The 24,833-nt window shown below is 68.9% G+C and carries 25 protein-coding genes and 1 pseudogene; 8 read left to right on the top strand and 18 right to left on the bottom strand.

What is annotated here, in order from left to right; all coding sequences use genetic code 11:
* Positions 1-82: 82 nt before the first annotated feature.
* The 3 genes and pseudogenes from HUX53_RS10510 to HUX53_RS42225 all read right to left on the bottom strand — a co-directional run.
* On the bottom strand, positions 83-463 hold the full coding sequence (locus tag HUX53_RS10510; protein WP_255205121.1) for a LytTR family DNA-binding domain-containing protein: 381 nt from the start codon (positions 461-463) through the stop codon (positions 83-85).
* A 93-nt stretch (positions 464-556) separates the two neighbouring features.
* Positions 557-910, bottom strand: a complete 354-nt coding sequence (locus HUX53_RS42230; RefSeq protein WP_309237155.1) for a carboxylesterase family protein — start codon at positions 908-910, stop codon at positions 557-559.
* A 223-nt stretch (positions 911-1,133) separates the two neighbouring features.
* Positions 1,134-2,090, bottom strand: a pseudogene (locus HUX53_RS42225) (carboxylesterase/lipase family protein); the annotation flags it as partial.
* A 298-nt stretch (positions 2,091-2,388) separates the two neighbouring features.
* On the opposite strand from HUX53_RS42225, the gene HUX53_RS10500 reads away from it, so the two are divergent.
* Positions 2,389-3,519 (top strand): acyl-CoA dehydrogenase family protein, encoded by a 1,131-nt coding sequence (locus HUX53_RS10500; protein ID WP_176402967.1) that lies wholly within the window; start codon positions 2,389-2,391, stop codon positions 3,517-3,519.
* Positions 3,516-4,415 (top strand): acyl-CoA dehydrogenase family protein, encoded by a 900-nt coding sequence (locus tag HUX53_RS10495; protein ID WP_176402966.1) that lies wholly within the window; start codon positions 3,516-3,518, stop codon positions 4,413-4,415. The genes HUX53_RS10500 and HUX53_RS10495 overlap by 4 nt, the downstream gene beginning before the upstream one ends.
* Here the strand turns inward: HUX53_RS10495 and HUX53_RS10490 are convergent.
* A complete protein-coding gene (locus HUX53_RS10490) occupies positions 4,399-5,961 on the bottom strand; it encodes a FadD3 family acyl-CoA ligase (RefSeq protein WP_176402965.1) in 1,563 nt (520 codons plus the stop codon). The two genes, HUX53_RS10495 and HUX53_RS10490, sit on opposite strands and share 17 nt — an antisense overlap.
* Positions 5,962-6,121: 160 nt before the next feature.
* On the opposite strand from HUX53_RS10490, the gene HUX53_RS10485 reads away from it, so the two are divergent.
* On the top strand, positions 6,122-7,711 hold the full coding sequence (locus HUX53_RS10485) for a Coagulation factor 5/8 type domain-containing protein (RefSeq protein ID WP_176402964.1): 1,590 nt from the start codon (positions 6,122-6,124) through the stop codon (positions 7,709-7,711).
* Here the strand turns inward: HUX53_RS10485 and HUX53_RS40930 are convergent.
* The 3 genes from HUX53_RS40930 to HUX53_RS10475 form a co-directional block, all read right to left on the bottom strand.
* Positions 7,644-8,111, bottom strand: a complete 468-nt coding sequence (locus HUX53_RS40930) for an IS200/IS605 family accessory protein TnpB-related protein (protein ID WP_255205124.1) — start codon at positions 8,109-8,111, stop codon at positions 7,644-7,646. The two genes, HUX53_RS10485 and HUX53_RS40930, sit on opposite strands and share 68 nt — an antisense overlap.
* Positions 8,112-8,141: 30 nt before the next feature.
* Positions 8,142-8,831, bottom strand: coding sequence for a hypothetical protein (locus HUX53_RS40925; RefSeq protein WP_255205120.1), 690 nt, complete (start codon positions 8,829-8,831; stop codon positions 8,142-8,144).
* A 188-nt stretch (positions 8,832-9,019) separates the two neighbouring features.
* Positions 9,020-9,799 (bottom strand): SDR family NAD(P)-dependent oxidoreductase, encoded by a 780-nt coding sequence (locus tag HUX53_RS10475; protein ID WP_255205119.1) that lies wholly within the window; start codon positions 9,797-9,799, stop codon positions 9,020-9,022.
* Positions 9,800-9,944: 145 nt separating this feature from the next.
* Here HUX53_RS10475 and HUX53_RS10470 point away from each other — a divergent pair, with 145 nt between their 5' ends.
* Entirely contained in the window at positions 9,945-10,514 is a 570-nt protein-coding gene (locus HUX53_RS10470) for a hypothetical protein (protein ID WP_255205118.1), read from the top strand.
* Here HUX53_RS10470 and HUX53_RS10465 read toward each other — a convergent pair.
* From HUX53_RS10465 to HUX53_RS10455, 3 genes are all read right to left on the bottom strand, one after another.
* Positions 10,471-10,839: a DUF1330 domain-containing protein gene (locus tag HUX53_RS10465; protein ID WP_176402962.1), complete on the bottom strand. Its 369-nt coding sequence runs from the start codon at positions 10,837-10,839 to the stop codon at positions 10,471-10,473. The genes HUX53_RS10470 and HUX53_RS10465 overlap by 44 nt on opposite strands.
* Positions 10,840-10,947: 108 nt before the next feature.
* Positions 10,948-11,577 (bottom strand): HNH endonuclease family protein, encoded by a 630-nt coding sequence (locus HUX53_RS10460; protein ID WP_176402961.1) that lies wholly within the window; start codon positions 11,575-11,577, stop codon positions 10,948-10,950.
* A 181-nt stretch (positions 11,578-11,758) separates the two neighbouring features.
* The gene (locus HUX53_RS10455; protein WP_309237154.1) at positions 11,759-12,259 is read right to left on the bottom strand and encodes a MarR family transcriptional regulator; all 501 of its coding nucleotides are present in this window, start codon (positions 12,257-12,259) and stop codon (positions 11,759-11,761) included.
* A 91-nt stretch (positions 12,260-12,350) separates the two neighbouring features.
* Between HUX53_RS10455 and HUX53_RS10450 the strand changes: the two genes are divergently transcribed.
* Positions 12,351-13,589: an MFS transporter gene (locus HUX53_RS10450; protein ID WP_176402960.1), complete on the top strand. Its 1,239-nt coding sequence runs from the start codon at positions 12,351-12,353 to the stop codon at positions 13,587-13,589.
* Between the two features lie 156 nt (positions 13,590-13,745).
* Here HUX53_RS10450 and HUX53_RS10445 read toward each other — a convergent pair whose 3' ends face one another.
* The 4 genes from HUX53_RS10445 to HUX53_RS10430 form a co-directional block, all read right to left on the bottom strand.
* Positions 13,746-14,471, bottom strand: coding sequence for a M48 family metallopeptidase (locus HUX53_RS10445; RefSeq protein WP_176402959.1), 726 nt, complete (start codon positions 14,469-14,471; stop codon positions 13,746-13,748).
* A gap of 51 nt (positions 14,472-14,522) precedes the next feature.
* Positions 14,523-17,780, bottom strand: a complete 3,258-nt coding sequence (locus HUX53_RS10440; RefSeq protein ID WP_176402958.1) for a type I restriction endonuclease subunit R — start codon at positions 17,778-17,780, stop codon at positions 14,523-14,525.
* A gap of 106 nt (positions 17,781-17,886) precedes the next feature.
* Complete coding sequence (locus HUX53_RS10435) at positions 17,887-18,075, bottom strand: DUF397 domain-containing protein (RefSeq protein WP_176402957.1); 189 nt, start codon at positions 18,073-18,075, stop codon at positions 17,887-17,889.
* Positions 18,072-18,704, bottom strand: a complete 633-nt coding sequence (locus HUX53_RS10430) for a DUF5753 domain-containing protein (RefSeq protein ID WP_176402956.1) — start codon at positions 18,702-18,704, stop codon at positions 18,072-18,074. Before HUX53_RS10430 ends, HUX53_RS10435 begins: the two co-directional genes overlap by 4 nt.
* A gap of 281 nt (positions 18,705-18,985) precedes the next feature.
* On the opposite strand from HUX53_RS10430, the gene HUX53_RS10425 reads away from it, so the two are divergent.
* A complete protein-coding gene (locus HUX53_RS10425) occupies positions 18,986-19,402 on the top strand; it encodes an ATP-binding protein (RefSeq protein ID WP_176402955.1) in 417 nt (138 codons plus the stop codon).
* A 176-nt stretch (positions 19,403-19,578) separates the two neighbouring features.
* Positions 19,579-20,106: a GNAT family N-acetyltransferase gene (locus HUX53_RS10420; protein ID WP_309237153.1), complete on the top strand. Its 528-nt coding sequence runs from the start codon at positions 19,579-19,581 to the stop codon at positions 20,104-20,106.
* Here the strand turns inward: HUX53_RS10420 and HUX53_RS10415 are convergent.
* The 4 genes from HUX53_RS10415 to HUX53_RS10400 all read right to left on the bottom strand — a co-directional run bounded on the left by HUX53_RS10415 (position 20,097) and on the right by HUX53_RS10400 (position 24,001).
* Positions 20,097-21,668 carry an asparagine synthase-related protein gene (locus tag HUX53_RS10415; RefSeq protein WP_176402954.1) on the bottom strand — a complete coding sequence of 524 codons (1,572 nt, stop codon included), beginning with the start codon at positions 21,666-21,668 and terminating at the stop codon, positions 20,097-20,099. The two genes, HUX53_RS10420 and HUX53_RS10415, sit on opposite strands and share 10 nt — an antisense overlap.
* An 83-nt stretch (positions 21,669-21,751) precedes the next feature.
* A complete protein-coding gene (locus tag HUX53_RS10410) occupies positions 21,752-21,940 on the bottom strand; it encodes a hypothetical protein (RefSeq protein WP_176402951.1) in 189 nt (62 codons plus the stop codon).
* A 112-nt stretch (positions 21,941-22,052) separates the two neighbouring features.
* On the bottom strand, positions 22,053-23,276 hold the full coding sequence (locus HUX53_RS10405; protein WP_176402953.1) for a M20 family metallopeptidase: 1,224 nt from the start codon (positions 23,274-23,276) through the stop codon (positions 22,053-22,055).
* On the bottom strand, positions 23,273-24,001 hold the full coding sequence (locus tag HUX53_RS10400; RefSeq protein ID WP_217919304.1) for a helix-turn-helix domain-containing protein: 729 nt from the start codon (positions 23,999-24,001) through the stop codon (positions 23,273-23,275). The genes HUX53_RS10405 and HUX53_RS10400 overlap by 4 nt, the downstream gene beginning before the upstream one ends.
* Before the next feature lie 240 nt (positions 24,002-24,241).
* On the opposite strand from HUX53_RS10400, the gene HUX53_RS40920 reads away from it, so the two are divergent.
* Complete coding sequence (locus tag HUX53_RS40920) at positions 24,242-24,376, top strand: hypothetical protein (RefSeq protein ID WP_255205117.1); 135 nt, start codon at positions 24,242-24,244, stop codon at positions 24,374-24,376.
* Positions 24,377-24,833 lie beyond the last annotated feature (457 nt).

Here is a 24,833-nt window from a genome sequence, read left to right as displayed (position 1 = left end):
GGACGCGACCGTTCCGGCGGCGACCAGGCACGCGGCCGTGGCGAGGGCCGCCGCCCGTCTGCTGGGACGCATGTCGATCTCCTTACGGGGTCGGGGGGCTTGCGTGCGGTCTTCGGGGCAGCGCGCGGCGGACGAGCCGGTCGCGGAGCGCGCCGGTGTTGCGCCGGCTGACGGTCAGCCGGGTGCCGCCGACCCGGAGCGTGCACCGCCCCGGCTCGACGACCAGTTCGTCCACGTGCGCGAGCGACACCAGATGCGATCGGTGGATGCGCACGAAGCCCGCGTCCCGCCACGCCTCCTCCAGCACGGACAGCGGCACCCGGACGAGGTGGCTGCCCGCGCCGGTGTAGAGGCGGGCGTAGTCGCCGCAGGCTTCGGCGTACCGGATGTCGGACCGCCGGACGAACCGGACGACCCGCCCCACCCCGACCGGGATCACCTCGTCGGACCCTGTGGTCTGCATGGGCTCATGGAAATCCGCGGCCAGAAGACGATCAATGGGGGGACGGGGCATCCGGCACGCCGGGCACAGGGCCCGGCAGCGGCCGACAAGCCGTCAGCGGGCGAACGGGGCGTACCGGTTCCAGAACCGGCAGTGGTGCTGCCGCGCGATCTCGTGCGTGACCTGGCTGTCCCCCGCCGGGACGAGCGACAGCACGGCCGGGTCGCGGCGGGTGAAGCGCGGCCAGTACGGGGTGCCGTCCACGGTCGGGTTCCCGGTGCGGGCGAAGCCCGTCCACTGGGCGGTCAGCTGCCTGCCGAACGCCTTCTGGTTCGGGGTCAGCTCCGGCGCGCCGGGGAACGGCGAAAGGAACGGGCTCTCGCTCACGTGGTACGAGCCGTTCGGTTTGGCCGGGTCGAGGAAGAACATCGGCGGGGCGTCCGCGTTGTCGGTCTGGTAGGCGAACACCTTGATGTGCCGGGCCAGCCGGCGGTCGTTGAGCAGCGCCGGGCACACCCGAGTTGGAGTCGGCGACGATCGTCCGGTAGGCGATGAACGCCGACGGCTCGGGGAACCGCTCCATCGGATACAGCTTGAACACGCGGTCGGCGAGCGGCCCGTACTGCTGCCGCACCAGCTCCTTGTACTGCTGCGGTGTCTCGGCGGACGGGAGCTGCACCTCGTCCCGGTCGACGCCGTGCATCAGCGTGACGTCGTTGACCCGGCCCTTCGCGAACGCCTCAGCGGGCGACATGGGGAGGATCTTGCCGTCCACGACCGGCCCCTGTGTACCCACATCCGGGCCGATGCTGCTGCCGGCCTGCTTGAGGAGCTTGTCGACGGGCAGCGCGCGGAGGCAGGCCACGTCCTCGCAGCCGAGCGCGGTGGCGAACCGCTCCCCCGCCTGCTGCGCCTCCTTCTCGGTGGGCAGCTTGGACTTGCAGTCCTGCGCCTGCCACTGGACGTCCACGCCGCGCAGCGAGTTGTACTCGCCGCTCTGCGCGATGCCCTTCTGGAACAGGCCCTTCGCCGCCGGCGACGCGGTGTTCGCGCACACGCTCGACCCGCCGGCGGACGCGCCGTAGATCGTCACGTTGTGCGGGTCGCCACCGAACCGCGCGATGTTCCGCCGCACCCACCGCAGCGCGGCCTGCTGGTCGCGCAGCGCGTAGTTGCCGGAGTGGTCGCCGAGCCCCTCGTGCGCGAGGAACCCGAACACGCCGAGCCGGTACTGGACGCCGACGTTGATGACGCCGCCCTCCTTGACGAGATGCGTCCCGTCGGACGGCGCCCCGAACCGGAAACCGCCGCCGTGCAACTCGACCATGACCGGCAGCGGCTTCCCGCCGCTCTTCTCCGGCGCGACGATGTTCACGCGCAGGCAGTCCTCGTTGACCGACCCGGGACCGAGGCCCGGCCCCTGCGGGCAGGGCTCGCTGCGCTCGGTCGCCTCAAGCGTGGACGTCCAGGCGGCGTGCGGCTCCGGCGGCGCCCACCGCAGTTCCCCGACAGGCGAAGCCGCATAGGGAACGCCGAGCCACGCCTTCACACCGTCCGCTACGGTCCCGCAGACCGCGCCCTTATCGGTTTGGACGGTCGTCCCGTCCGCACATGCTGCCTTGCTCTGTGCATCGGCCGGTACCGACATCGCTAACGCGACCGCCGCCGCACCTGCCGACGCCGCCGCCACGACCGCGACATGCCACTTCCTGCGCTGCATACTGACCGTCCTCATCGCCGGGAGCTTGCAAGGGACGGCTTGAAGTTAGGGCTGCGAATCTCCGCACGACCGAACATTCCCGGCCCATGCGGGGAGCGGCGAGGGCGGCGCGCCGAGCGGCCGCGTTCCGTCGCCGGGCGGCGGGGGGATCTCACTGGGCGGGAGGGTGCGGCGGGGGCACGGAAGGCGGGTTACTCTACCAAACAGTTGTTAGAAAGAGGTTCTCATGGATCTTGAGTTCGGGGCGGCGGACGAGGCCTTCCGTGCCGAGGTGCGGGAGTGGCTGCGCGCGCACGTCCCGGCGGAGCCGCTGCCCTCGCTGGAGACCGAGGAGGGGTTCGCGGCCCACCGGGAGTGGGAGCGGGCGCTCGGCGGCGCGCGGCTCGGGGTGGTGTCGTGGCCGCAGGAGTACGGCGGCCGCGGCGTCTCGGTGCTGCAGTGGCTGATCTTCGAGGAGGAGTACTACGCGGCGGGCGCGCCCGGGCGGGTCAGCCAGAACGGGATCAACCTGCTGGCGCCGACGCTGCTGAAGCACGGGACGCCGGAGCAGCTCGCGCGGATCCTGCCGCCGATGGCGGCCGGTGAGGTGATATGGGCGCAGGCGTGGTCGGAACCGGGCGCGGGCAGCGACCTGGCGGCGCTGCGGTCGACGGCGACGCGCACCGACGGCGGCTGGCTGCTGGACGGGCAGAAGACGTGGAGTTCGCGGGCCGCGTTCGCCGACATGGGCTTCGGGCTGTTCCGGTCGGACCCGGAGTCGGCGCGGCACAAGGGGCTCACGTACCTGATGTTCCCGCTGGACGCCGAGGGCGTGACCGTCCGTCCCATCGGGCGGCTGGACGGCAAGCCCGCGTTCGCCGAGCTGTTCCTCGACAAGGTGTTCGTCCCGGACGCGGACGTCATCGGCGCGCCCGGCGAGGGCTGGCGGGTCGCGATGGCCACGGCGGGGAACGAGCGGGGGCTGACGCTGCGCAGTCCCGGGCGGTTCACGGCGGCGACCGAGCGGCCCGTCGAGCTGTGGAAGGAGCGCGCCGACCCGTCCGACACGGCGCTGCGGGACCGGGTCGCGGACGCGTGGATCAGGTCGCGCGCCTACCGGCTCAAGGGCTTCGAGACGATCTCGCGGGACGACGACATCGGCGCCGAGTCCAGCCTGAACAAGGTCTTCTGGTCGGAGCTGGACGTCGCGCTGCACGAGACGGCGCTCGACCTGCTCGGCCCGGACGGCGAGCTGGAGTCGGAGTGGCTGGAGAACTACGTGTTCTCGCTGGCCGGCCCGATCTACGCGGGCACCAACGAGATCCAGCGCAACGTGATCGCCGAGCGGCTGCTCGGCCTGCCGAGAGGGTCCCGATGAGGTTCGTTCTGGACGCCGAGCAGCGGATGTTCGGCGAGACGCTGCGCAGGCTGCTGGCCGACGCGGGCACCGCGAAGATCGCGCGCGCGTGGGCGGCCGGGGACGCCGGGCCGGGGCGGGCGCTGTGGACGGCGGTTGCTGAGGCCGGGGTCTTCGCGGTCGCGGTTCCCGAGGAGTTCGGCGGGGTCGGGCTGCTGCCGGTCGAGCTGGCCGTCGCGGCCGAGGAGCTGGGGCGCGCGGCCGCTCCCGGGCCTTACGTGGAGACGCTCGCGGCGGCCGAGCTGCTCGGCGAGTCGCCGTGGCTGTCGCGGATCGCGGAGGGCGAGGCGCTCGTGTCGCTGGCCGTCCCGCATGCGGTGGACGCCGACGTCACCGACCTCGTGCTGACCCTGGACGGCGTCGAGCGGAAGGCCGGCGAGGCGCTCGTGTCGCTCGACCCGGCGCGGCGGCTGTTCCGCGTCGAGGGGGGCGGCGGGTTCACCGACTTCGGCGCACTGCTGTGCGCGGCGCAGCAGGTCGGGGTCGGGCAGGCGCTGCTGGACGTGTCCGTGGAGTACGCCAAGACGCGGCAGCAGTTCGGGCGTCCGATCGGCGAGTACCAGGCGATCAAGCACCATCTGGCGAGCGCGATGGTCGAGCTGGAGTTCGCGCGTCCGCTGGTTTACGGGGCGGCGCTTTCGTATGGCACGGCTGATTTCGCGCGGGATGTCTCCGCCGCGAAGGTCGCCGCGTCGGAGGCGTCCTACGGGCTGGCCAAGACCGCCCTACAGGTGCACGGCGCGATCGGCTACACCGACGAGTACGACCCGTCGCTGTGGATCCGCAAGGCGCGCGCGCTGTACTCGGCCTGGGGTTCGGTGGCCGAGCACAGGGCCCGCGTCATCGCTGCTCTTTGAGCTCCACGCGGCGGACCTTGCCGGACGCGGTCTTCGGGAGGTCGTCCACGAAGACGACCTCCCGGGGGACCTTGAAGTTCGCGAGGCGCTCCCGGCAGTGCGCGACGAGTTCGTCCTTGGTCGCCTGCCTGCCGGGACGGAGCCGGACGTAGGCGCGCCCGACCTCGCCCATGCGCTTGTCCGGGACGCCGATGACGCCCGATTCGGCGACGGCGTCATGCTGCGCCAGAACGTCCTCGACCTCGGCCGGGTAGACGTTGAAGCCGCCGACGACGAACATCTCCTTCGTCCGTCCGGTGATCGTGAGGTTGCCGCGCTCGTCGAGCCGTCCGCGGTCGCCGGTGTCGAGCCAGCCGTCGCGGATCGTCTCGGTGGTGGCCTCGGGGTCGTCGAGGTAACCCTTCATCACGTTGTAGCCGCGGACGAGGACCGAGCCGTCCGTGCCGGCCGGCACCTGCCCGCCCTTCTCGTCCACGATGGCGATCTCGACATCGGCGATGGCCTTGCCGCAGGTGGTGGCGATGGTCTCGTCATCGTCGTCCACCGAGCACGCCGACACGGTGCCGGACGACTCGGTCAGCCCGTACGCGGTCACGACCTGCGGGAACAGCTCCGCGCGGATGCGCCGCACCAGCGCGACCGGCACGTCCGCTGCGCCCGTCACCGCCAGCCGGAGGGACGAGAGGTCGCGCTCGTCCTTGCCGGGGGCGTCCAGCAGCGACGTGTAGATCGTCGGCGGGCCGGGCAGGACGGTGATCTTCTCCTGCTCGATCAGTCGCAGCGTCTCCGGGACGTCGAACGTGCGCTGGAGCACCATTGTGGCGCCCTTCAGCAGGCACGCCAGGACGCCCGCTTTGTAGCCGAACGAGTGGAACATCGGGTTGACGATGAGGTACCGGTCTCCGGCCTTCACGCCGGTTCGTCCCGTCCACGCCGTGTAGGTGCGGACGTTCTGCTCGTGCGTGACGATGACGCCCTTGGGCTTGCCGGTCGTCCCGGACGTGAACAGGATGTCGGCGACGTCGTCCGGCTGAACGGCCGCCGCCCGCGCGTCGGCTTCTTCGCCGGACACGGCCTTGGTGAGGAAGCCGTCCCAGCTGAGGACGCCCGGCCGGGCCTCCCCGTTGAACGTGACGACGGATTCGAGCGCGGGCAGGCCGGGGATGCCGCCGGCCTCGTCCAGGCCGAGCATGCCGGGGTAGTCGATGCCGAGGAACCCGTCCTCCACGAAGAGGATCTTCACCTCGGCCTTGGAGAGCGGCCACCGGGCCTCGTCGCCCTTGTACCGGGTGTTGAGCGGGACGAGCGTCGCGCCGGCGCCCATCGCGCCCAGCACGGTGACGATCCAGGAGAGCCCGTTCGGCGCCCAGATGGCGATGCGGTCACCGGGGTCGATGCCCGCGCCGATGAACGCGCCCGTCGCCTGGCGGACCCTGTCGCACAGTTCGGCGTAGGTGACGCGGACGTCACCGTCGACGACCGCCTCCGCGTCCGAAAAGTCCTTCGCGGCCCGCCCCAGCACACCCGGAATCGTCAGCTCGCTCATAACCGTCCATGATGGGCGCGGCAGGCCCGATCGGGCCAGAGGATCCCGCTCACTGGTACCCGTCCACATCCCTCAATGTGAGGGTTGTTCACTTTTGTCCGCATCGATGTTTCACTCAATGGGAAGTCGTGGACCCCCACCCCCGGTCGAGGTGCCCCCCATGCCCTTCCGACGCTCCCTCCGCGTTCCCGTCGTCCTCGCCCTGCTCGCCGCCCTGCTCGTCGCAGTCCGCCCGATCCCGCCCGCGCACGCGGACGACGGCCCGGTGCGCGGGTACATCGACGCCCACAGCCACCTGATGTCGTACGAGGCGTTCGGCGGGCAGGTGCTCTGCGGCAAGCCGTTCGACCCGCGCGGCATCCAGGAAGCGCTGCGCGACTGCCCCGACCACGCCGGGAACGGGATGTTCGCCTGGTTCGAGAACTTCATGCGGCACGGCACCCCATTCGGCACGCACGACCCCACCGGCTATCCGACGTTCAAGGACTGGCCCGCCTGGGACTCCCGCACCCACCAGCAGGTCTACTACACGTGGCTGGAACGCTCGTGGCGCGCCGGGCAGCGCATTCTCGTCAATCACCTGGTCGCCAATCGGCAGCTGTGCGAGCTGTATCCGCTCAAGCGCAACCCGTGCGACGAGATGACGGTCATCCGGCTTCAAGCGCAGCGCATGCGCGAGCTGGAGTCGTACATCGACGCGCAGAACGGCGGCCCCGGCAAGGGCTGGTTCCGCATCGTGCGCAACTCCACCGAAGCCCGCCAGGTCATTCAGGACGGGAAGCTCGCCGTCGTCCTCGGCATCGAGACATCGGAGCCGTTCGGCTGCCGCGTCATCAACGGCGACCCGCAATGCACTCGCGCGGACATCGACAAGGGCCTGGACGAGGCGAAACGCCTCGGCGTCTCCTCGATGTTCGTGTGCCACAAGTTCGACAACGCGCTCTGCGGCGTCCGCTTCGACGGCGGGACGACGGGCGCCATCGTCAACGCCGGGAACTTCCTCGCCACCGGCCGTTTCTGGCAGGCCGAGACGTGCGCCGGCCCCATTCACGACAACACCCTCGCCTCCGGCGCCACCGTCGACGACGATGTGGCTGCCTTCCTGCGGCAACTCGGGAAAGTGGGCATCACGCTGCCGCTGTATCCGAAGGCACCGCACTGCAACATCCTGGGTCTCACCGACCTCGGCCGGTACATGCTCCAGGGCATGATGAAACGGCACATGATCGTCGAGATCGACCACATGAGCGCGAAGGCCGCCGACGAGACCATCGACATCCTGGAGAACGCGCAGTACTCGGGCGTCATCTCGTCCCACAGCTGGACCGACGAGCACTACATGGGCCGTATCTACGGGCTCGGCGGAATGGCCGCCGGCTACGGCAACGCCGCCGACCAGTTCGTCGCGGAATGGCAGCGCAAGAAGCAGTCGCGCGACCCGCGCTACACATTCGGCTACGGCTACGGCCTGGACGCCAACGGCATGGGCGCGCTACCACCCCCGCGCTCGAACAATTCCGCGAACCCGCTGCACTACCCGTTCACGTCCCCCATCAACGGCGTCACGCTCGACCGGGAACGCACCGGCCGGCGCACCTGGGACGTCAACACCGACGGCGTCGCTAACTACGGACTCGTCCCCGACTGGATGGCCGACATGCGCAACATCAGCGGCCCGGAAATCACCGACGACCTGGCGAACGGCGCCGAAGCGTACCTGGAGATGTGGCGCCGCACCGAAACCTGGTGAAACCGCCGGCGGCGGGGCACGCAACACCCCGCCGCCGGCGCGCGTCCAAGGCACGTGGTTTCCCGGATACCGCCCCTGACCAGCCCCGCGAGGGACGGTTGTTCCTGGCGGTGTGGCCGCAGCGCGGGCAGCGCTGCGAGGTGTAGGCCGGATCCACCTCGATGCACGGCACCCCCGCGCGGCGGGCCTTGTACTCAATTAAGGCACCGAGCTGGTGGAAGGGCCAGGAGGACAGGCGTGCCCGCTGGTCGCGAGGAACCGTGACCCGTCCGCGGATCCCACTCAGTTCTTCGAGTGCGATGCCGCGTCCGGTGCGTGCCGCGACAGCAACGACCTGCTTGGAAATCGTGTGATTGACGTGCCGGGCGTGCCGCGCCTCCCGGCGGGCCCGCTTCTTCAGCAGCCTAGCGGCCGACCGGGTGCGTTTGGCCTAGAGTTCGGCGCGTTTGCGGGCCTGCCACCGCCGGTACCGGGAAAGGCGGCGGCCCTGGTGGTTATCGCCGTCGCTTGTGGTGGCCAGGTTGACGATGCCGCGGTCCACCCCCACCCAGTCGACCGGCTCGCACACCGCAGGTTCGGGGACATCGCAGGTGGCGAGCAGGAACCACTTTCCGTCCCGGTGCACCAGGTCCGATTCGCCCTTGCGGTGCGCCGCCAGCATCTTGGCCTGCTCAGGTGAGCAGGCGAACTTGAGGTGCTTGCGCCGCCCTGCCACTGTCCAGATGCTGACGGTGCCCGCGTCCAGCTGCCACGACAGGTTGCGGTCGTCGTAGGTGTGCGCGGCGTCGGGACGGAACGTGATGGGTTTGGACTCGGCTTTGCGGCGGCGCTTGGACGCCGGGCCGCCGAGGTTGCCGTTGCGGATGTTGGCTCGGAGGGTGGTGTAGGCGTCCACGACCCGTTTGATCACGTGCTGGGCGGCCTGGGCGCCGAGCCCGCCCGCTTTGAGGTCGCCGTAGCACAGGGTGCGCAGGGGTAGTTCACGGCTGCGCAGCCCGAACCGCTCGAACGCGAGGACCGCGACCTGGTTGGCGGCGGTGTTGACGTAGTGGAGGGTGTCGGTCAGTGCCGCCGCCTGTTCGGGCGTCGGCAGCAGTTTGACCTGGACCACTAATTTCACAGTCCGCGACTATAGCATTACACCCCCAGGTGTTGACCGGAGCCGATCCGGGCGGCGCCGGCGCGCCGCGTACGAAAGAAGCGATTCCTCCCGGCCCTGAAGGACCGGGGTTTCTTCACTAGAACCCGCTGAAGACGGCCGCCGCCCTCGCCGACCATGGCGGGGGCGGCGCCGCCCGTCCGGAGCGGCTAACGGACGTCAAGGACCTTCTCGGCGTCGGCCCAGAGCCGCGCCGCCAGCGGCCCGTCCAGCGCCTTCGGCTTGAGCGGCTTCTCCTTGCGCACCTGGAAGTACCGGCCCGTCCCCTCGGCGGCGATCAGGTCCGCGACGGGCGGGCCGCTCATCGAGACGGGCTTCAGCGTCCATTTCATCGTCCGCAGCACGAACCCGCGGACGCCGGGACGTGAGCCGAGGTCCGTCCGCAGCACGCCGGGATGCACCGCGTCGATCGTCACCCCGGTGTCCTTCCAGCGCTCGGCGAACAGCGGGACCATCATCAGGTTCGCCAGCTTGGTGCCGGCGTAGGTGTTGACGAGGTGGAAGTCCTTCCCCGCGGGCGTCCGGCCGGGGTCCACCCTGCCGGTGACGTAGAGGGCCGCGCTGACCTGCACCACCCGCCGCAACCGGTCCTCCAGCAGGCGGTTCAGCAGGAACGGCGCGAGATGGTTCGTGAAGAACGCCTGCTCGAAGCCGTCCTCGTTCAGCACCCGCCGGTCGGGCCAGAGCCCCGCATTGTGGACGAGCACGTCGACCTCGGACAGTGCGCCGGCCAGCTTCCGCACCGCCGCGACGGACGACAGATCGCCCACGACCAGTTCCGCGCCGATCTCCCGCGCGGCAGCGGCCCCCGCGTCCGGCCGGCGCGCCACGATCGCCACCCGGTGCCCCCGCCGGACGGCCTCGGCCGCCACCGCACGTCCCACACCCCGGTTCCCGCCGGTGACCGCGACCCGCAATGCCTCACTCATGGCGGGCAGCATACGGACTACGCCACTCGTGGTACCCGCCGCCTCCACCTGCCGCCGCCCGTCGTACAAGCGGTGCCTCCGCGCACCGGACGACACGCACCGAACCTGACCGGCATCGTCATGTCCTGATCGAAAGGACATGGAGATGACGACACAGGAGAAGACCCGCGCCACCCTCCGCCGACCGGATGCCCGCATCCCGCTCGGCAGGGGATGGCGCAAGACGACGCTGATCGTCCACATCGTGTCCGCCGGCGCGTGGATCGGGATCGACGTCATCGTGGCGGTCCTGGTGCTGACCGGACGCTTCGGCACGTCCGACGACGTGCGCGGCCTAGCCTACCAGGCCCTGGCGGCCTTCGTCGTATGGCCGATGCTGACGTCCGGGCTCATCTGCCTGGTCACCGGCCTGGTCCTGGGCCTGGGCACCCGCTGGGGCCTGCTGCGCTACTGGTGGGTCGCGATCAAGCTCGTCCTCAACCTCGTCCTGTGCACCCTCATCCTGGTGCTCCTGCAACCGGGCATGGACGAGGTGAACGACTACGGCCGCACCCTGACCTCGGGCACCCCCGAACCGGCGTTCATCTCGAACCTGTTCTTCCCGCCCGCGGTCTCCCTGACGGCCCTGACCTTCGCCACCGTCCTCGCCGTGGCCAAGCCGTGGGGCCGCCTCAGCCGCCGACCTGCGCGGTCGCCTGAAGGACGGCGTCGGTGAGCGCCTCGGTGCGGAAGTGGGCGACGGCCTGGAAGTCGGGGTCGGCGACCATCTGGGCGAACACCTCGCGTGACGGGTAGCGCACGAGCAGGACGGCGTCCCACTCCCGCCCGTCCTCGGCGACCAGAGCGGTCGACCCCTTGCCGTAGTAGAGGACCTCTGCGCCGTAGCGAGGAAGGATGGTCTCGCCGACCACCTTCGAGTAGCGGGCGTAACTCTTCTCCCCGCCCTCCCGGAAGCGCAGGAGGTTCAGCATGACCACCGGGCCGCCGGGGTCCTCCGCAAGGAACCGCTTGAGCCCCGCACCGGTCGGATCCACCGCCATCAGGCACCTCCCTAGAATTTGAAGTTGATTCTAGAATGCCATTCAACGGGAGGCGCCGTCACCGCGCCGCCCGGGGGCCGGGGTGCCGGGCGGCGGGGGCGGGACGGGTCAGCAGGTGTTGAGCATTGAGGTGAGGGCGCTCTTCTCGGCGCTGTCGACGGTGAGGTCGTAGTACCACTTCACCTGGATCCAGGCGCGGGCGTAGGTGCAGCGGAACGCGCTTCGCGGCGGCTGCCACTCGGCCGGGTCCTTGTCGCTCTTGGACTGGTTGACGTTGTCGGTGACGGCCCACAGTTCGGGGCCGCCGAGGTCGTTGGCGTAGGTCTGGCGGCGGGACGTCGTCCAGGCCCAGGCGCCGGACGCCCATGCTTCGGCGAGCGGCACCATGTGGTCGATGTCGAGGTCGGACGCGGCGGTCCAGGTGGCGCCGTCGTAGGGCGAGTACCAGCGGCCGGACGTCGGGTAGCAGGACGAGTTGGTGACGATGCTCGTCCCGTCGCGCTTGAGGACGGTCTCGCGGGTGTTGCAGGCGCCGGAGATGGTGATCCAGTGCGGGAACAGGTCGCGATTGTAGGTGCTGCCGTGCGATTCGGCGGCGACGGTGAGGGCGGCCAGGCGGCTCGCGGCCGTGGCGGCGGACGGGATGTTGGGCGGGGTCGCGGACGCCGGCGCGTCCAGGACGGCGATCAGCGCCGCGCCCAGGACGGCCGGTAGCAGGAACAGCAGCAGGCGTCGCATCGGCGGAGCCCTTCCGCGGCCGTTCCCGGCCAGGGCGGGGGGCGCCCCGAGGGGGATCGGGAACGGCGGCACTGCGACGGTGACATTTACGACAAATGCGAAGAAATGTCACGCATTGCTCAGGTGCGGGCCGGTCCTTGGGCGAATGCTGCCGTGACCCCGAGGTGACCTGCGGCGACGCCTAGGGCGCCTCGTCGCCGAGGCTGAGGAGGAGGGTGCGCAGGGTCGCGGCCAGATCGTCCTGCTGGCGGTCGTCGAGTGCGGCGAGGATGCGGCGCTCGTTCTCGACGTGGGCGACGACGGCGCGGTCGATGAGGTCGCGGCCGGTGGGCGTGAGGGCGACGATGACGGTCCGCCGGTTGGCGGGGTCGAACTCGCGGGTGACGTAGCCCTTCGCGACGAGCCGGTCGAGCCGGTTGGTGACGGCGCCCGAGGTCACCATCGAGGAGCGGGCCAGCGCCCCTGCGGTCATGCCGCTGGGTGAGCCCGCGCGCCGGAGGGTCGCGAGGACGTCGAACTCGCCTCGTTCCAGGCCGAACTCGTTGAAGAGGTTCTTCAGCTCGCGCTCGGCGATCCGGGTCACCCGGGACAGGCGGCCGAGGATCCGCATCGGGGACGCGTCGAGGTCGGGGCGAGCGCCCGCCCACTGTTCCAGGACGAGGTCGACGGCATCACGCGCCACACGGACTCCTCAACGTTGAACTATTTGACATCAAGGTATCACCCGGCCTAACGTCCTCAACGTTAAACATTTCAACGTTGAGAGGTTGGCGATGACCGGACAACACCAGGAAGACCCCTTGCGGGCGTGGCTCGGGGTAGCGGCGATCACGGCCAGCCTGTTCGTCTTCCTCACCACGGAACTGATGCCGGTCGGCCTGCTCACTCCGCTGAGCACGAGCCTGGGCATCCAGGTAGGAGTCGCCGCGCTGATGGTCACCCTCTACGGCGTGTCGGCGGGGCTCGGCGTCACATTCATCGTGGCCTGGACGAGGCGGGTCAACCGGCGCGTGCTGCTGTGCGTGCTCCTGGCCGTACTGACCCTGGGGAACCTCGTCACCGCCATCTCGCCGAACTATCCACTGGTCCTGGCGACCCGGCTGCTCATGGGGTTCGCCAGCGGCGTGTTCTGGGCCATCGGCGTGAGCATGGCGATGCGTCTCCTCCCGGAACGCCACGCGAGCAGGGCGGCCGCGATCGTGATGTCCGGCATCTCGATCGCCACGGTGGTGGGCATACCGCTGGGGACGGTCCTGGAGAACCTCACCGGCTGGCGGGACACGTTCCTGATCTGGGCCGGCCTCAGCCTGCTGGTGCTCGTCGCGGTCGCCGCAACAGTTCCCTCGTTGCCCTCAGCGAACGCGGTCTCCGTCCGCGAGGTCTTCGGGCTCCCGGTGAAGAACGTGCCGCTCCGCTCTGTGTTGTGCATCGTCGTGCTGTTCGTGCTCGGCCACTTCGGGGCCTACACGTTCGTGCGCCCGTTCCTGGAGGACGGCGCGTCCGCCTCGGCCGCCTTCATCACCGTCGTACTGATCGTCTTCGGCATCGGCGGTGCGGTCGGCAATTTCATCGCCGGGTACACGGTGAACAAGAACCTGCGGGGCAGCTTCATCGTCGGCTCCCTCGGGCTGGTGGCCGCACTGCTGTTGCTGCTCACGATCGGCGACGGGAAGGCCGGTGCGGTCATCGCCCTGGTGCTCTGGGGGCTCTCTTTCGGAGTCGTCCAACTGTCCCAGGTCAACATGACGCTCGCCGCCGCACCCGAGACCTTCGAAGCCGCGATGTCGCTCAACACGATGGCGTACAACACGTCGATCGCGCTGGGAGCGCTGTTCGGCGGACTGTTCGCCGACAGCCTCGGCGTCACCAGCGTCGTGTGGTTCGGCGTCGTGCTCACGGCGGCGTCACTGCTCGTCCTGCTCGCCACCGGCACCCGCGGGACGGCCTCGGGCGGCGGCACACCGACCAGCGGGGAACCGGCACCGGCCGCCGCCACCGCCGGGGACGCGTGAGCCCCCGGCGGTGATCAAGCGGGGCGGACGGTCGGCGAGGTCGACCGGGTGGGCACCGCAGGACACGACCAGCGGCAGCGTCGCCGCCGCCAGCGTCAATGGGGTCGGATAAAGCCAAACGCCGCTCCCCCTCACCACCCCGCAACAGGGGGTGAATCACCGATCTCGGTCCGGCAACCACAGATCCGGGCCGAGGTGCTTGAGACGCGCACGGCGAGCGGAGTAACCGGGCATGGCCCGCTCCAATCGTCGCCAGAACCGTTCACTGTGGTCGTGCTCGTGGAGGTGGACGACCTCGTGTGCGAGCACGTAGTCGATCAGGTCGGGCGGCAGTTGCATCGTCGCCCAGTGGACGTTGAGGCGTCCGTCCCGCGAGCACGAGCCCCACCGGTAGCCCAGCGGGAGGACCCGCAGTTGGGCATCGGGGCACTGCATGCGTTCCGCCCAGGGGCGGAGGCGTTCGGGCAGCCAGGCCCGGCCGCGCCTCGTGTACCAGTCGATGAGCGCCGCGGCTGGGTCGTCGAGCGCGTCGCGGCGCAACTCCAGGCGACCGCGCATCAGCCGGACGGGGGACGGGGCCGCGTCCACGATTAGGAGCCGGTGGCTGCGTCCCAGGTAGGGGAAGCCCTCGCCCGAGACGTACTCGCGCTCCGGTCTGGGCTCGCCGAGTTCGCGGCGTTCGGCGAGCTTGCCGTACAGCCAGCGCCGGCGGCTCTTGACGATCTTCACCAGTTCGGCGTGGTCGATGCCGGGCGGCACGACCGCGGTGACGGCCGCGTCCCGCTCCACCGTCAGCCGGACGTGGCGGCGCCGCTCGCTCACCCGCACCTGTACGTCGAGATCACCGACCTTGACGATCTCGACGGCCGCCGAACCGTCCATGGCCCAAGCTTGCCACCGGACGCCCACGGTCCCGCCACCGGCGCGCGGTCGTCAGGGGCGCGGAATGTCCGCGTGCCAGTGCGCGATCACTTCCACGAGCTGGTCCGCCAACGGCGTCACCAGGCCGATCTCCACGTCGTTGGCGACAAGGCACTGCGCGACGCGGGAGCGGAACTCCTCCTGGTCGACGGGCTTGCGCCAGAAGTCGCGGCGATGCGTCATCCGCACGGCCAGGTCGAACACGCCCGTGACGATGTCGCACAACCACCGGTCGGTCTCCGGCTGGACGACTCCGTCCCGCGCCGTCGCCTCCACCAGCACCCCGTACAGGGCGCGTTCGGGCGGGCTCAGCGGGTCGTCCTCCTGTGCGGGACGGTCGGCGCGCATCTCCGCCACGAGGCCGGCGAGCTTCGCCGCCTGGACCTCCCAGTTGTCGGCGTAGTCGTGCAGGATCTCCTCAAGCCGTTCGCTGAACGTGCGGTACTTGTGCGGGTCCTTGCCCCGGTTGACCTCGATGTGGTCGCGGACGGCGTGCTCCATCTCGGAGGCGCGGGTCCGTGCGTCCGACAGGGCAGCGACCTTCGTCTCGAAGTCGTCGGCGGTCAGCGACACCGGCGGCAGCTTCTCGTCGATGCCGAGCGACCGCAGATGCTCGTCGATGAGCTGCCGGACCTTCGCGCCGTAGACGCCCGGGTCGAAGTCGCCGCCGTCGACCCGGTAGCGGCGCCGGGCCCGCATCGCGATCTCCGCGTACAGCGTGGCGTCGGGCAGGTACGGGCGGACGATGGGCTCGGGGAGGATGACGTCGATCGTGCTGAGGTACCGCTTGAGCTCGGCCTCGAACCGGTCGAACCGCGCTCCTTCCTCCAGTGACAGGACGCACGCTTCGAGGGTGTTCCCGGACGGGTCGACGCCCTCTTCCGTGAAGACCGCCCGCAGCCGGCGGCGCATGGAGTCGAGCTTCGCGACCTCTTCGCGCAGGTCGTGCAGGACGCCGTCGACGTCCTCCGCCGCATACGCCTTGAGGGCTTCGGTGAGGTGGTTGGCGACGCCGTAGTAGTCGACGACGTAGCCGCACTTCTTGCTCTCGGCCGGACGGTTGACCCGCGCCACGGCCTGGAGCAGTTCGGCCTCCTTGAGTGAGCGGTCGATGTAGAGGACCTGCTCGATCGGCGCGTCGAACCCGGTGAGCAGCATCGACTTGACGATCAGGATGCCGATGGGTTTGTCGCCCTCGCCGAGGTCGTCGGGGAACGGCTTCTTGAACGCCGCGATCCGGTCGTCCTGGGGGCGCTTGTCCGTCCACTCGGCGAAGCGGGCCTCGTCGTCGGCCGTGCCCGGGGAGATGACCGGGACGAAGTCCATGGCGCGCAGCAGGTCGAGCTTCCTGTGCGCCTGAACGAGGACGGTCTGGCGCGGCGTCAGTTCATCGAGCGGTGTGTCGAGCAGGCGGGACGGGATCGTCTCGGCCTCGGCGACCAGCCGTTTCCGGGCCTTGATCAGGGCGTCGCGGTAGCGGATCGTCGCCTCCCTGCTGTTGGCGACGATCTGGGCCTTGAAGCCGCCGGGCAGCACGCCGGCGACGTAGTGGCGGAGCATGTGGCGGGCCTTGGCCTCGATCAGCTCCTCCACTTCGAGGACGTCGCCCCTGGTGGCGTACCGGCGCTGGAGTTCCTCGCGCTCCTGCTGGCTCTGCTCGGCGAACATGTCCTCGAAGACCTCGTCGAGGTCGCGGCCGTCGCGGACGGCGCCCTTCACGGTGTTGCCCTCGTAGAAGATGCGGACGACCGCGCCGTCCGCCTCTGCGTCGGCGAGCAGGTAGCGGTCGATGACCGGGCCGAAGATCTGGCTCGTCTTCTTCCGCTTGCCCATGATGATCGGCGTGCCGGTGAAGCCGATCCGCGCGCAGTTCGGCAGCGCTTCGAGCAGGTTCATGTGCAGCCGCGAGCCGTGCGACCGGTGCGCCTCGTCGATCAGCACGACGATCGAGTCGTCGGTGTTCAGCTCGCCGAGGGAGGGAGCTGACTCGCTCAACTCCCTGTCGGACTTCCGCGCGGCCACGTCCTGCTGCTTCTGGATCATCACGGCGACGATGCCCGGCCCGTGTTCGGACAGGAGTCGTTTCGCCTTCTTGACGCTCTTGGCCTCGTCGACGTCCTCGCCCGTCAGCCGCAGCGTCTTGGAGAGTTGCCCTTGCAGCTGCGTCCGGTCAGTGACCAGGACGACCTTCGTGGCGGCCAGCTCCGGGATCGACCGCATCCGCCGAACGAGGAAGGTCATCGTGAGGCTCTTGCCCGAGCCCTGGGTGTGCCAGATGACGCCGCCGCGCTCGTCCCGATCGCCGTTCTCCGGCTTCGTTTCGCCTGTGAGGAGGCGGTGGAGGGCGAGTTCGACGGCGCGGTACTGCTGGTGGCGCGGGGCGGCCTTGATCCGGGTCCCGTCGTCGAGCGTCATGAACGTGACGTAGTCGTGGACGATCTGAAGTAGGCGTTCCGGATGCAGCACCACGGCGGCGAGACGGTTCTGCTCGGTCACGGACCGCTCGTCGCATCCCAGCCGGGCGGCGATCTGCGCGTCCGTCGTGGGATAGGCGCTACGCCACGGCATGTAGTGCTCGACGTCGCCGGTGAACGTCCCGAGCCGTGCCCGTTCACCGCACGTCGCGACGGTGAGCTGGACGGTGTGGAACAGCTTGCGGTTGCCCACGGGCGTTCGCGTGCGATGCCGTTCGGCGTACTTGCGGATCTGCGTCACGGCCTCGGTGATCGCGTCGCCCCGGCCCGGCTTCTTGCACTCCACGACGACCAGGGGGATGCCGTTCACGAGCAGCACCTCGTCGGGGACGAGGAATTTGCGGCCCTGCGTGCCGGGGACGTCCACCCGGAACTGCGAGACGACCGTGAAGTCGTTGCGCTGCCAGTGCGTCCAGTCGATGAAGTGGACACGCTGGTCCCGGCCGCCGTCCCAGCCGTCCAGGCCGGGCACGGTCACGCCGGAGACCAGGAGTTCGGTCGCCTTCTCGTTGGCCTCCAGGAGGCCGGTCGCGGCGATGTGCCTCAGTTCGGAGATCGCCTGGGAGATCCGGCCCTCGTCCAGCCACGGATTCCCGTCCGGACCGAGGTTGATCTCGCGAACGGCCGCTTTGAGCCGCGCTTCGAGAACCACCTCGGCGAACGACTCGCGCCCGGAGGCCGCCGGGTCCGTCGGCGCGAACTCCTCGGGTGACGCCCCGGCCAGATGCTCCCAGCCCATATCGCGGAGTTGCGCAAGCAATGGGGCTTCGACCTGGAGGTATTCGGGCCCGGACACCAGCGTCCCCCGTTCACGTCAGCGCATGGCATGCTCACCGTGAACCCATCATTCCGCTCCGCATCCCCACGCGCCACGGAATTCTCAACTATGTGGACATTTACCGCTACAGGCGGAGCTCTCCACGCTTCACTCGCTCCAGCAACCCGGCGAACGCGTCCCGCCCGAACGTCAGCCGCTCCCCGTCCGGATCCTTGGAGTCCCGCACCCACACCCGCTCGCCCGACTCCGCCAGCTCCACACATGCTTCGTCGTTCCCACCACCGGTGTAGGAACTCTTTCGCCAAGTCATCATTCGTACGTCCTCATCGTCTGCTCGATCAGATCCCTCGAAGCCGCCCGAGAGAGGGCCATCGCTCCGATCTGATCGAACCGTATCGCCAGGATGTCCGCTTGGTCTCCGGCCTCGATCAAACGCCCACCGATCTGCGCGCCGGCATACGCGACCTCACGTCCACGAATCCGCAGCACCTGGAACGGACCGTCGTGCCCAGGGTGCCAACCTGATTCGCGGAGAACAACCCGCACGCAGACGTGCGGCAGCTGCGCGACTTCGAGAAGGCGTGCCAGCTGCTCCCTCATGACCTCCCGGCCAGCAACAGGACAGTCAAGGACTTCCTGGTCCATGAGAATCCAAAGATATGGCGGGTCGTCCCGGGTCAAGATCTCCTGGCGCTTCATACGCGCCTTCGTGGTCACCTCTGCCTCGTGCACGTGCCCGGCTGCACGAAGCACGCCCTGCGCGTAAGCCTCCGTCTGCACCAGCAACGGGACGTTCTTGCCGTGGAAGATCTTGATGATCTCTGCGGCCATCTCGTATTGGACGTATTGCCGGAACCAGTCGGGGTCATGTCCCGCACAGGCGAACATGTGGAGGCGTTCGAAGTGCCCACCCGTGTCCCATGCCTCGTCGAGGCGCTTCATGCACGTGTCACTCGGCCGAAACCGCCCAGCTTCCCAGTTCGATACGGTCCCCCGGGTCGACTTGACGATCATGGCCACCTGGGCAAGCGAGAGACCGCGTTACGTGCGATAAAACCACAGGTCAAAGGCCAGCCAGGCCCACAGTGAGGACCGCGGATCAATGGACTCGCGCACGCTCATCACTCACCCACAAGTGTCTTGACTGCACTGTAATACACAACACGTTAGCGTTCGACCACGCAAAGTGAGGCCAGAATTCAAAAACCCGAGGATGGCCCTCAATGAATGATCTTGACCTCGTCACTCCAGCGCCCGGCATCCCGGAGGTGCGCCTCACCCTCCTCGCCGTGCCGTCGACCGTCGTCCTGGCCCGCGAACTCGTCCGCTACGCGCTCACGAACTGGGGCTTCACCCGCGAAGTAATCAACGACTCGACCCTCGTCATGAGCGAGATGGTCACCAACGCCGTCGCGGCCGCGTGCGGCCGACAACTCCGCCTCCGCTGCGCTCTCCAGGAGGGGACGCCCCTCCTGGAGTGCTGGGACCCGTCCCCTGAACTCCCGACCCCGAGCCCTCCGTCCCTCACGGCCGAGAACGGCCGGGGCCTCGCCATCATCTCCGCCTACGCAAAGCAGACCGGCACCCGCCCCTCCGCCACCGGCGAGGGAAAAATCGTCTGGGCCCAGATGCCCATCTGATCGTCGGACCCGAAGCCGATCGCTTCCCTGTTCAATTCAACGTGTTGAGCGCTTTGAATGTCCGCCCTCGGTTCGGTGCGTGGGAAGAATCTTGCGTGAGGCGTTCTCTCGGCCGCTCTCGCCGAATCCGCCGCGAATGATCGTTCTCCGCGTGCCATGCCGGGCGGGGAGGCAGGATGGGGTTCATGTTGGTGATGCGCCCTGCGACGGCTGCTGATCGTCCTGCGGTGCGGGAAATGATCTCTGCACGGTGTGCGTGGATGGAAGAGCGCGGGATGCCGTCGTGGCGGCCACGGCTGGACGACCTGGTGTCGCAATGCGACAGCCCGTACGGCGACGTGTGGGTGCTGGAGCAGGACAGCTCGCAGATCATCGGACGGACGACGCTGCAGGAGCAGGGGCCGCCGTGGGGCTGGACCGACCAGGAAAAGGCCGAGCCGGCCCTCTACATGACGACTTCGGTGACCGACCCGGCCTTCCGTCATCTGCGACCGGGGACGCTGATGGCGTGGTGGGCGGTCGATCGCGCCGCGGAGTTGGGGCTGAACTGGGCGCGCCGGGACTGCATGTTCGCCGAGCTCGCCAAGTACTACCTGGCCCAGGGCTTTGACCTGGTCCGCGAGGCTGACTTCAAGGGGCATCGGCTGTTCATGATGGCCCGTGAGGCCGAGCGGCTCGACCTCACGGAGCTGTTTCACAGGTAGGCGCTTGTCGCCAGGTGCAGGTCGACGACCTGGAGGAGTTTGGCGTGGAATTCCTCGTCGTAGGGCTCGTCCTGGACGGCGGCGAGTGTGGCCTTCAAGCCATCGGGGTCGACCAGGCGGGCGTCGATGAGCGCTGATCCGTCGGCCAGCATCCGTTCCAGGATCGGGATGCCGTAGGTCTTGAGGGAGTGTTCGACGAGCCAGACGAACGACTCGCGCTCGATCGGGTTGCAGACCTCGTCGCTCATGCCCACTGCAGCCATGTGGCGGCGTTGCAGGTTCTTGAACTCTCGCCAGTGCAGCGGAAGCTGCTCACCGAACTTGATCATGGCGGGATGGGTGAACGGGTGGATCGGCCAGAGCCCCGCTCGCAGCAGCGGGGGCGCCGTGGTCTCCAAGGACAGAAGGGTGATCGCGTTCACGATCGCGGGAGGCGCGATGGCGTCGTCGCTGTAGCACAGGGCGGGGCGGGCGTCCGCACCGAGCCAGGGCAGTCTGTCGCTGATGTGGGCGTTGGCTGCGGCGACCGCCTCGGACTCCTCGGGCGAAAGCGCGACCATCTCGTCCCCGCCGAGCCCGGTCACCAGCGCTTGGGCGCCGTGGTCGGCGATCAGGCCGGTGAGCCGGTAGAAGGGCAGGAACAGCGGCTCCTCGTAAGGGCTGATTGCCTCGCCGCGGACGCGTAGGCACTCAGGATGTAGCGGCGGGGCGTCGGCGCAGTCGATGAGCAGGTCGGTCTTGCCGAACGGCAGGGCAGCGCGCATCTGGGCGCGGCGCCGATCCTGTTGAGCGCGGCCGGCGCCGATGACTTGGAGTGCGGCGGTGGTGATCCGGCCGGGCCAGCGGATGGCCGCGCGGGTGGCGATGGTGCCGGAGTCGAACCCGCCGGTCAGGTGGAAGACGGTGGTCGCCGGGTCGAGCGGCCGCAGATCCAAGGCGGCGTCGATGGTCTGGGTGAGGGCGGCCAGGACGTCGCCGGCCGGGGCCAGGTCACGAGGCCGGACGTGCAAAGCAGGCTCGGGGTAGTGCAGGTAGAGGGCGCCACCGAAGACGGCCTTGGCGCGTTCGGTAAGTCTCCGGATGCCGGTGAAGAGGGTCTCGGCGCCGTAGCGCGGCTGGTAGATCAGCAGCCGGGCCGCTTCCCGCGTGCTGATTCCGGTGGCGAACGGCTTGAGGTCGGCCATGTCCCACGAGCCATGCAGGACGCCTTCACCGTCAGCGAGGTACAGCGGCGTAGTCCGCGCCGCTCCGGCGGTGACTTCGACCGGACACCCGGGGCGTGTCTCGACCAGGACGAAGTCAGCCGGCCACTCGATAGCCAGGGCCCGCGCTCGGTCGTAGGTGCCGACCTCGACGATCCGCAAGTGCGGGTCGGCGTCACCGCGGCCTGCGAGCCGTTCCCGAACCGTGATCAGGGTCCGGGCGCCGTCGGTGACGGCGAGGTGCTCCAGCATCGGGTGGCCGAACGGGGCGATCCGGCTGGTCCGGTCGGTGGTGGCGTAGACGGTTCCGGTCCAGACCCAGGTGGCCGAGGCATAGGGGGTGAGTCGGAAGGTGAGCACGCGCACTCCTCCAAGCAGGGGGGCGGGCCCGGCCGGTGGACGACCCGGGCCCGCGTCCGGACAGGCTTCTACGACAGGCGCGGTCAGGTGATGGGGGTGTCGTAGGTCTGGGCGCCGTCGGAGGACCCGGACCGCTTCTTGGTCTGGTGCGCGTCGATGGGGGTCTGGACGATCAGGAGGACCGGGCCAGTGAACAGATCGCCTTCGATGTCGGCTGCGGCCTCGGGCGGCGCGAGGTCGTCCAGGACGGGGTCAAGCAGCAGTGGGCTCATCGGTTCCTCCCAGGGAACTCGGGGCTGTCGTTTGCACGATCGCCCGGTCTGGCGGGAGGCTCCAGCGGTCCGGTTGTCGGTCAGTTATCGACGATGTACCGACCGTTTGTCGTCAGCAGCCCCGTTCGTGCTGGTCAGCGGCGAACAGGACGTTCAGGGCGAGCTGGTAGGCGGCCTGGACGGGTTCGATGGTGTCCAGCCGGATCCGTTCGTCGGTGGCGTGCAGGCCGATGTGGTCGACACCGAATCCGGCTGTTGCCGGGACGCCGAGGCCGGCCAGGTAGTTCCCGATGTTCGATGGCCCGGCGATCTTCGCGGTGGGCGCGAGACGAACGGCGTGGGCGCCGTCCAGGAGAGCGGCCCGCAGCGGAGAGCTGTCGGGAAGTGCGTATTCGGGCCAGCGGGTGGTGAAGTCGATGCTCGTGCTCTTGGTTTCAGGCCACGCCGCGTCGACGGCCGCCGCTTGGGCATGCAAGAGGTCCACGGCATCCTGCTGGGCAAGGGCTGGGGTCAGCCGGATGTCGACGTTCAGGATGCACAAATCTGGAACGGTGGAGTAGCCCTGGCCTCCGGTGATGGCTGTGACGGTGAGCTTGGCCGGTAGCGGGAACGTCTCGCCTGCTGTATCGGGGAGCTCAACGGCATGCAACGCCGACACCAGTTGGGCGGCTTTGGTGATCGCATTGGGCGAGGACGAACGAGAGCCCGAATGCGCCGCGACCCCGTATACGTGCATCTGTGCTCGCAGGACGCCGCGACCGCCGATGACGACATGGTCGATCCCGGGATAGCCGATCATCACTCCATCCACCCGCGGGGGTGCGTCCGAGCCTTCGAAGTAGGCTTTCGCGCCGCCGAACCCGCCAGTGTGCTCATCCACGTCGAACAGCAGGACAAGGCTCCCGCCTAGTCCGCCGGCGACGGCGTTCAAGCGTGCAGCAAGATGAGCGAAGACCGCCGCGCCGACTTTGGAGTCGCTCGTTCCTCGACCGTGCATCCACCCGTCGACAAGGTCACCGGACGTCGGCGGTCGGCTCCACGCCTTCTCGTCGCCAAAAGGTGCGGTGTCCAAACAGGCATCGAGCACGTAGCGGGGGCCGACCGGGTCACCGACGACTTCGCTGACGAGCGCCACGTTCTGCCCGTCGGTGTCGGTGAGCCTATGGGCGGGCAGGCCATGGCCATGCAGCCAGTTCTCCATGCGCTCTAGCACCGGGTCGTAGGAGTCGATGCCGCCACGGCTGGGTAGCCGCACCAGGTCCTGGGTCAAGGCGATGACGCTGTCGCGGTCGTCTTCGGCGAGCTTGAGCGCTTCGTCGGCGGTCTGGGGAGTCATGTGGTCGCGTCTCGCTTCCGTACGACGTCCAGGGCGTGGACGGCCCCACAGGTCTCGATCCGGCGGGCGGCCGCGTATGCCTGCCTGCCGTGATCCAGCAGCCGGGAAGCCTCCGCCCTGCCCAGGCTGATACCCGAGTCGAACGCCTCCAGTGAGGTGAGCGATGGTATCGGGACGACCGCGCTTCGCTCACTTGCGCAAAAGAACCGCTCTGGCGTCCCAGGATCTTCTACGAGACCAATGTGCACCGTCTTCAGGCCATGAGTGCGGTCAGACGGATCGCGCAGCTTCAGGAGGCGGAGCAAGTGATCGGCAAGCACCTGGTGGAAGGGCGGCCCGAACAGGACGCGGTAGTGCACAAGGGTCGGCCGTTGCTCCAGGGTCTCTTCGATCGTTTTCAGATATACGAGGTCGCGGGATCTGGACCCCACCACAACCAGGCACTCCCGGGCACCCCGCACCGTCTCCAGCAAGGCCCGCTGCAACTCGGGCACACTCGTCAGCAACTTCGGGGCCGCCCGTGTCAGACCCTCGTCCTGGTGGGCGAACAGCACCTCGGGCGACTGCCCGTAGATCTCGCACAGCGTCTTGCGATGCCCCATGCTCGTGGTGTGCTGGTTCAGTTCCCAACCGCTGACCATGCTCGGCGTCACCCCGGAACGGCCTCCCGGCGTCCGCAGCTCGAACTCCTCGGCGACATCCTCAAGCGTCCAGTTCCGAGCCAATCGAGCTCTCCGCAACGCGGACGGCTCGACCTCGCCTCTCGACGGCCGACGGGGCATGGCCGAACACCTCCGCCTCCCGCGATGCGCTCCTGAACACTCCCGACACCCATCATGACAAACCGCTAGCCGATCACTGACCCATTCCACCCTCGGGCGGTCTGGGCGGTCCGGTGGTTTTGCAGGACGGCGATTGCTTCGACGAGGCGGTCCGGCCCTACACGAAGGGACGCTCCTCCTGGAGTGCTGGGCGAACTCCCAACCCCGAGCCCGCCGTCCCTCACTGCCGATAACGGCCGCGGCATCGGCATCATCTTCGCCTACGCCAAGAAGACCGGCACCCGCCCCTCCGCCACCGGCGAAGGCAAAATAGTCTGAGCCCAAATGCCCGCCTGACCGCTACACCCGCACCCGCCCGCTCAACAAGTCCTCCATCACACCCTCACGCAGACTCTCTGTTGACGAGAGCTCTTCGCTGACAGCCCGGACCGCCTCACCACAAGCCTTGAGTGAGGCCACCAATTTGCGTTGGGCGTCCAGCGATGGCAACGGCACGGGCATCGCCTTGAGTTCAGTCGAGTTGATGGTGGCTAGATTGGATGTTTGCTTAGCAATTCGCGCGAAATATGCCCTCCCCTTAGGCGACGCCACGTAGAGTGCAAGATATTCGGGAACTACTACTCGCCGGTCACAGCGGACACGGAAGATGGTAAGCATTCAGCGCAGGCGCTTTGAGGCATGGCGAGATGGCGTTGCGTGAGCGCAACGCGGATGGGTGTTCAGGCGGTGGCCGGGTCGGGTGGCATCCAGGGCCGGCCCAGGAGGGCGGCGCGGG

Source organism: Actinomadura sp. BRA 177, assembly GCF_013372625.1.
GTDB lineage: Bacteria > Actinomycetota > Actinomycetes > Streptosporangiales > Streptosporangiaceae > Spirillospora.
The sequence above is the reverse complement of the archived record's forward strand: the minus strand, read 5'-3'. Positions and strand labels throughout refer to the sequence as shown.

What these genes read in the sequence shown, in the direction of transcription:
- HUX53_RS10510 (WP_255205121.1), bottom strand. Translation starts at nt 463, where the DNA reads ATGCAGACCACAGGGTCCGACGAGGTGATCCCGGTCGGGGTGGGGCGG.
- HUX53_RS10500 (WP_176402967.1), top strand. Translation starts at nt 2,389, where the DNA reads ATGGATCTTGAGTTCGGGGCGGCGGACGAGGCCTTCCGTGCCGAGGTG.
- HUX53_RS10495 (WP_176402966.1), top strand. Translation starts at nt 3,516, where the DNA reads ATGAGGTTCGTTCTGGACGCCGAGCAGCGGATGTTCGGCGAGACGCTG.
- HUX53_RS10490 (WP_176402965.1), bottom strand. Translation starts at nt 5,961, where the DNA reads ATGAGCGAGCTGACGATTCCGGGTGTGCTGGGGCGGGCCGCGAAGGAC.
- HUX53_RS10485 (WP_176402964.1), top strand. Translation starts at nt 6,122, where the DNA reads ATGCCCTTCCGACGCTCCCTCCGCGTTCCCGTCGTCCTCGCCCTGCTC.
- HUX53_RS10475 (WP_255205119.1), bottom strand. Translation starts at nt 9,799, where the DNA reads ATGAGTGAGGCATTGCGGGTCGCGGTCACCGGCGGGAACCGGGGTGTG.
- HUX53_RS10470 (WP_255205118.1), top strand. Translation starts at nt 9,945, where the DNA reads ATGACGACACAGGAGAAGACCCGCGCCACCCTCCGCCGACCGGATGCC.
- HUX53_RS10465 (WP_176402962.1), bottom strand. Translation starts at nt 10,839, where the DNA reads ATGGCGGTGGATCCGACCGGTGCGGGGCTCAAGCGGTTCCTTGCGGAG.
- HUX53_RS10460 (WP_176402961.1), bottom strand. Translation starts at nt 11,577, where the DNA reads ATGCGACGCCTGCTGCTGTTCCTGCTACCGGCCGTCCTGGGCGCGGCG.
- HUX53_RS10450 (WP_176402960.1), top strand. Translation starts at nt 12,351, where the DNA reads ATGACCGGACAACACCAGGAAGACCCCTTGCGGGCGTGGCTCGGGGTA.
- HUX53_RS10445 (WP_176402959.1), bottom strand. Translation starts at nt 14,471, where the DNA reads ATGGACGGTTCGGCGGCCGTCGAGATCGTCAAGGTCGGTGATCTCGAC.
- HUX53_RS10435 (WP_176402957.1), bottom strand. Translation starts at nt 18,075, where the DNA reads ATGATGACTTGGCGAAAGAGTTCCTACACCGGTGGTGGGAACGACGAA.
- HUX53_RS10430 (WP_176402956.1), bottom strand. Translation starts at nt 18,704, where the DNA reads ATGAAGCGCCTCGACGAGGCATGGGACACGGGTGGGCACTTCGAACGC.
- HUX53_RS10425 (WP_176402955.1), top strand. Translation starts at nt 18,986, where the DNA reads ATGAATGATCTTGACCTCGTCACTCCAGCGCCCGGCATCCCGGAGGTG.
- HUX53_RS10420 (WP_309237153.1), top strand. Translation starts at nt 19,579, where the DNA reads ATGGGGTTCATGTTGGTGATGCGCCCTGCGACGGCTGCTGATCGTCCT.
- HUX53_RS10410 (WP_176402951.1), bottom strand. Translation starts at nt 21,940, where the DNA reads ATGAGCCCACTGCTGCTTGACCCCGTCCTGGACGACCTCGCGCCGCCC.
- HUX53_RS10405 (WP_176402953.1), bottom strand. Translation starts at nt 23,276, where the DNA reads ATGACTCCCCAGACCGCCGACGAAGCGCTCAAGCTCGCCGAAGACGAC.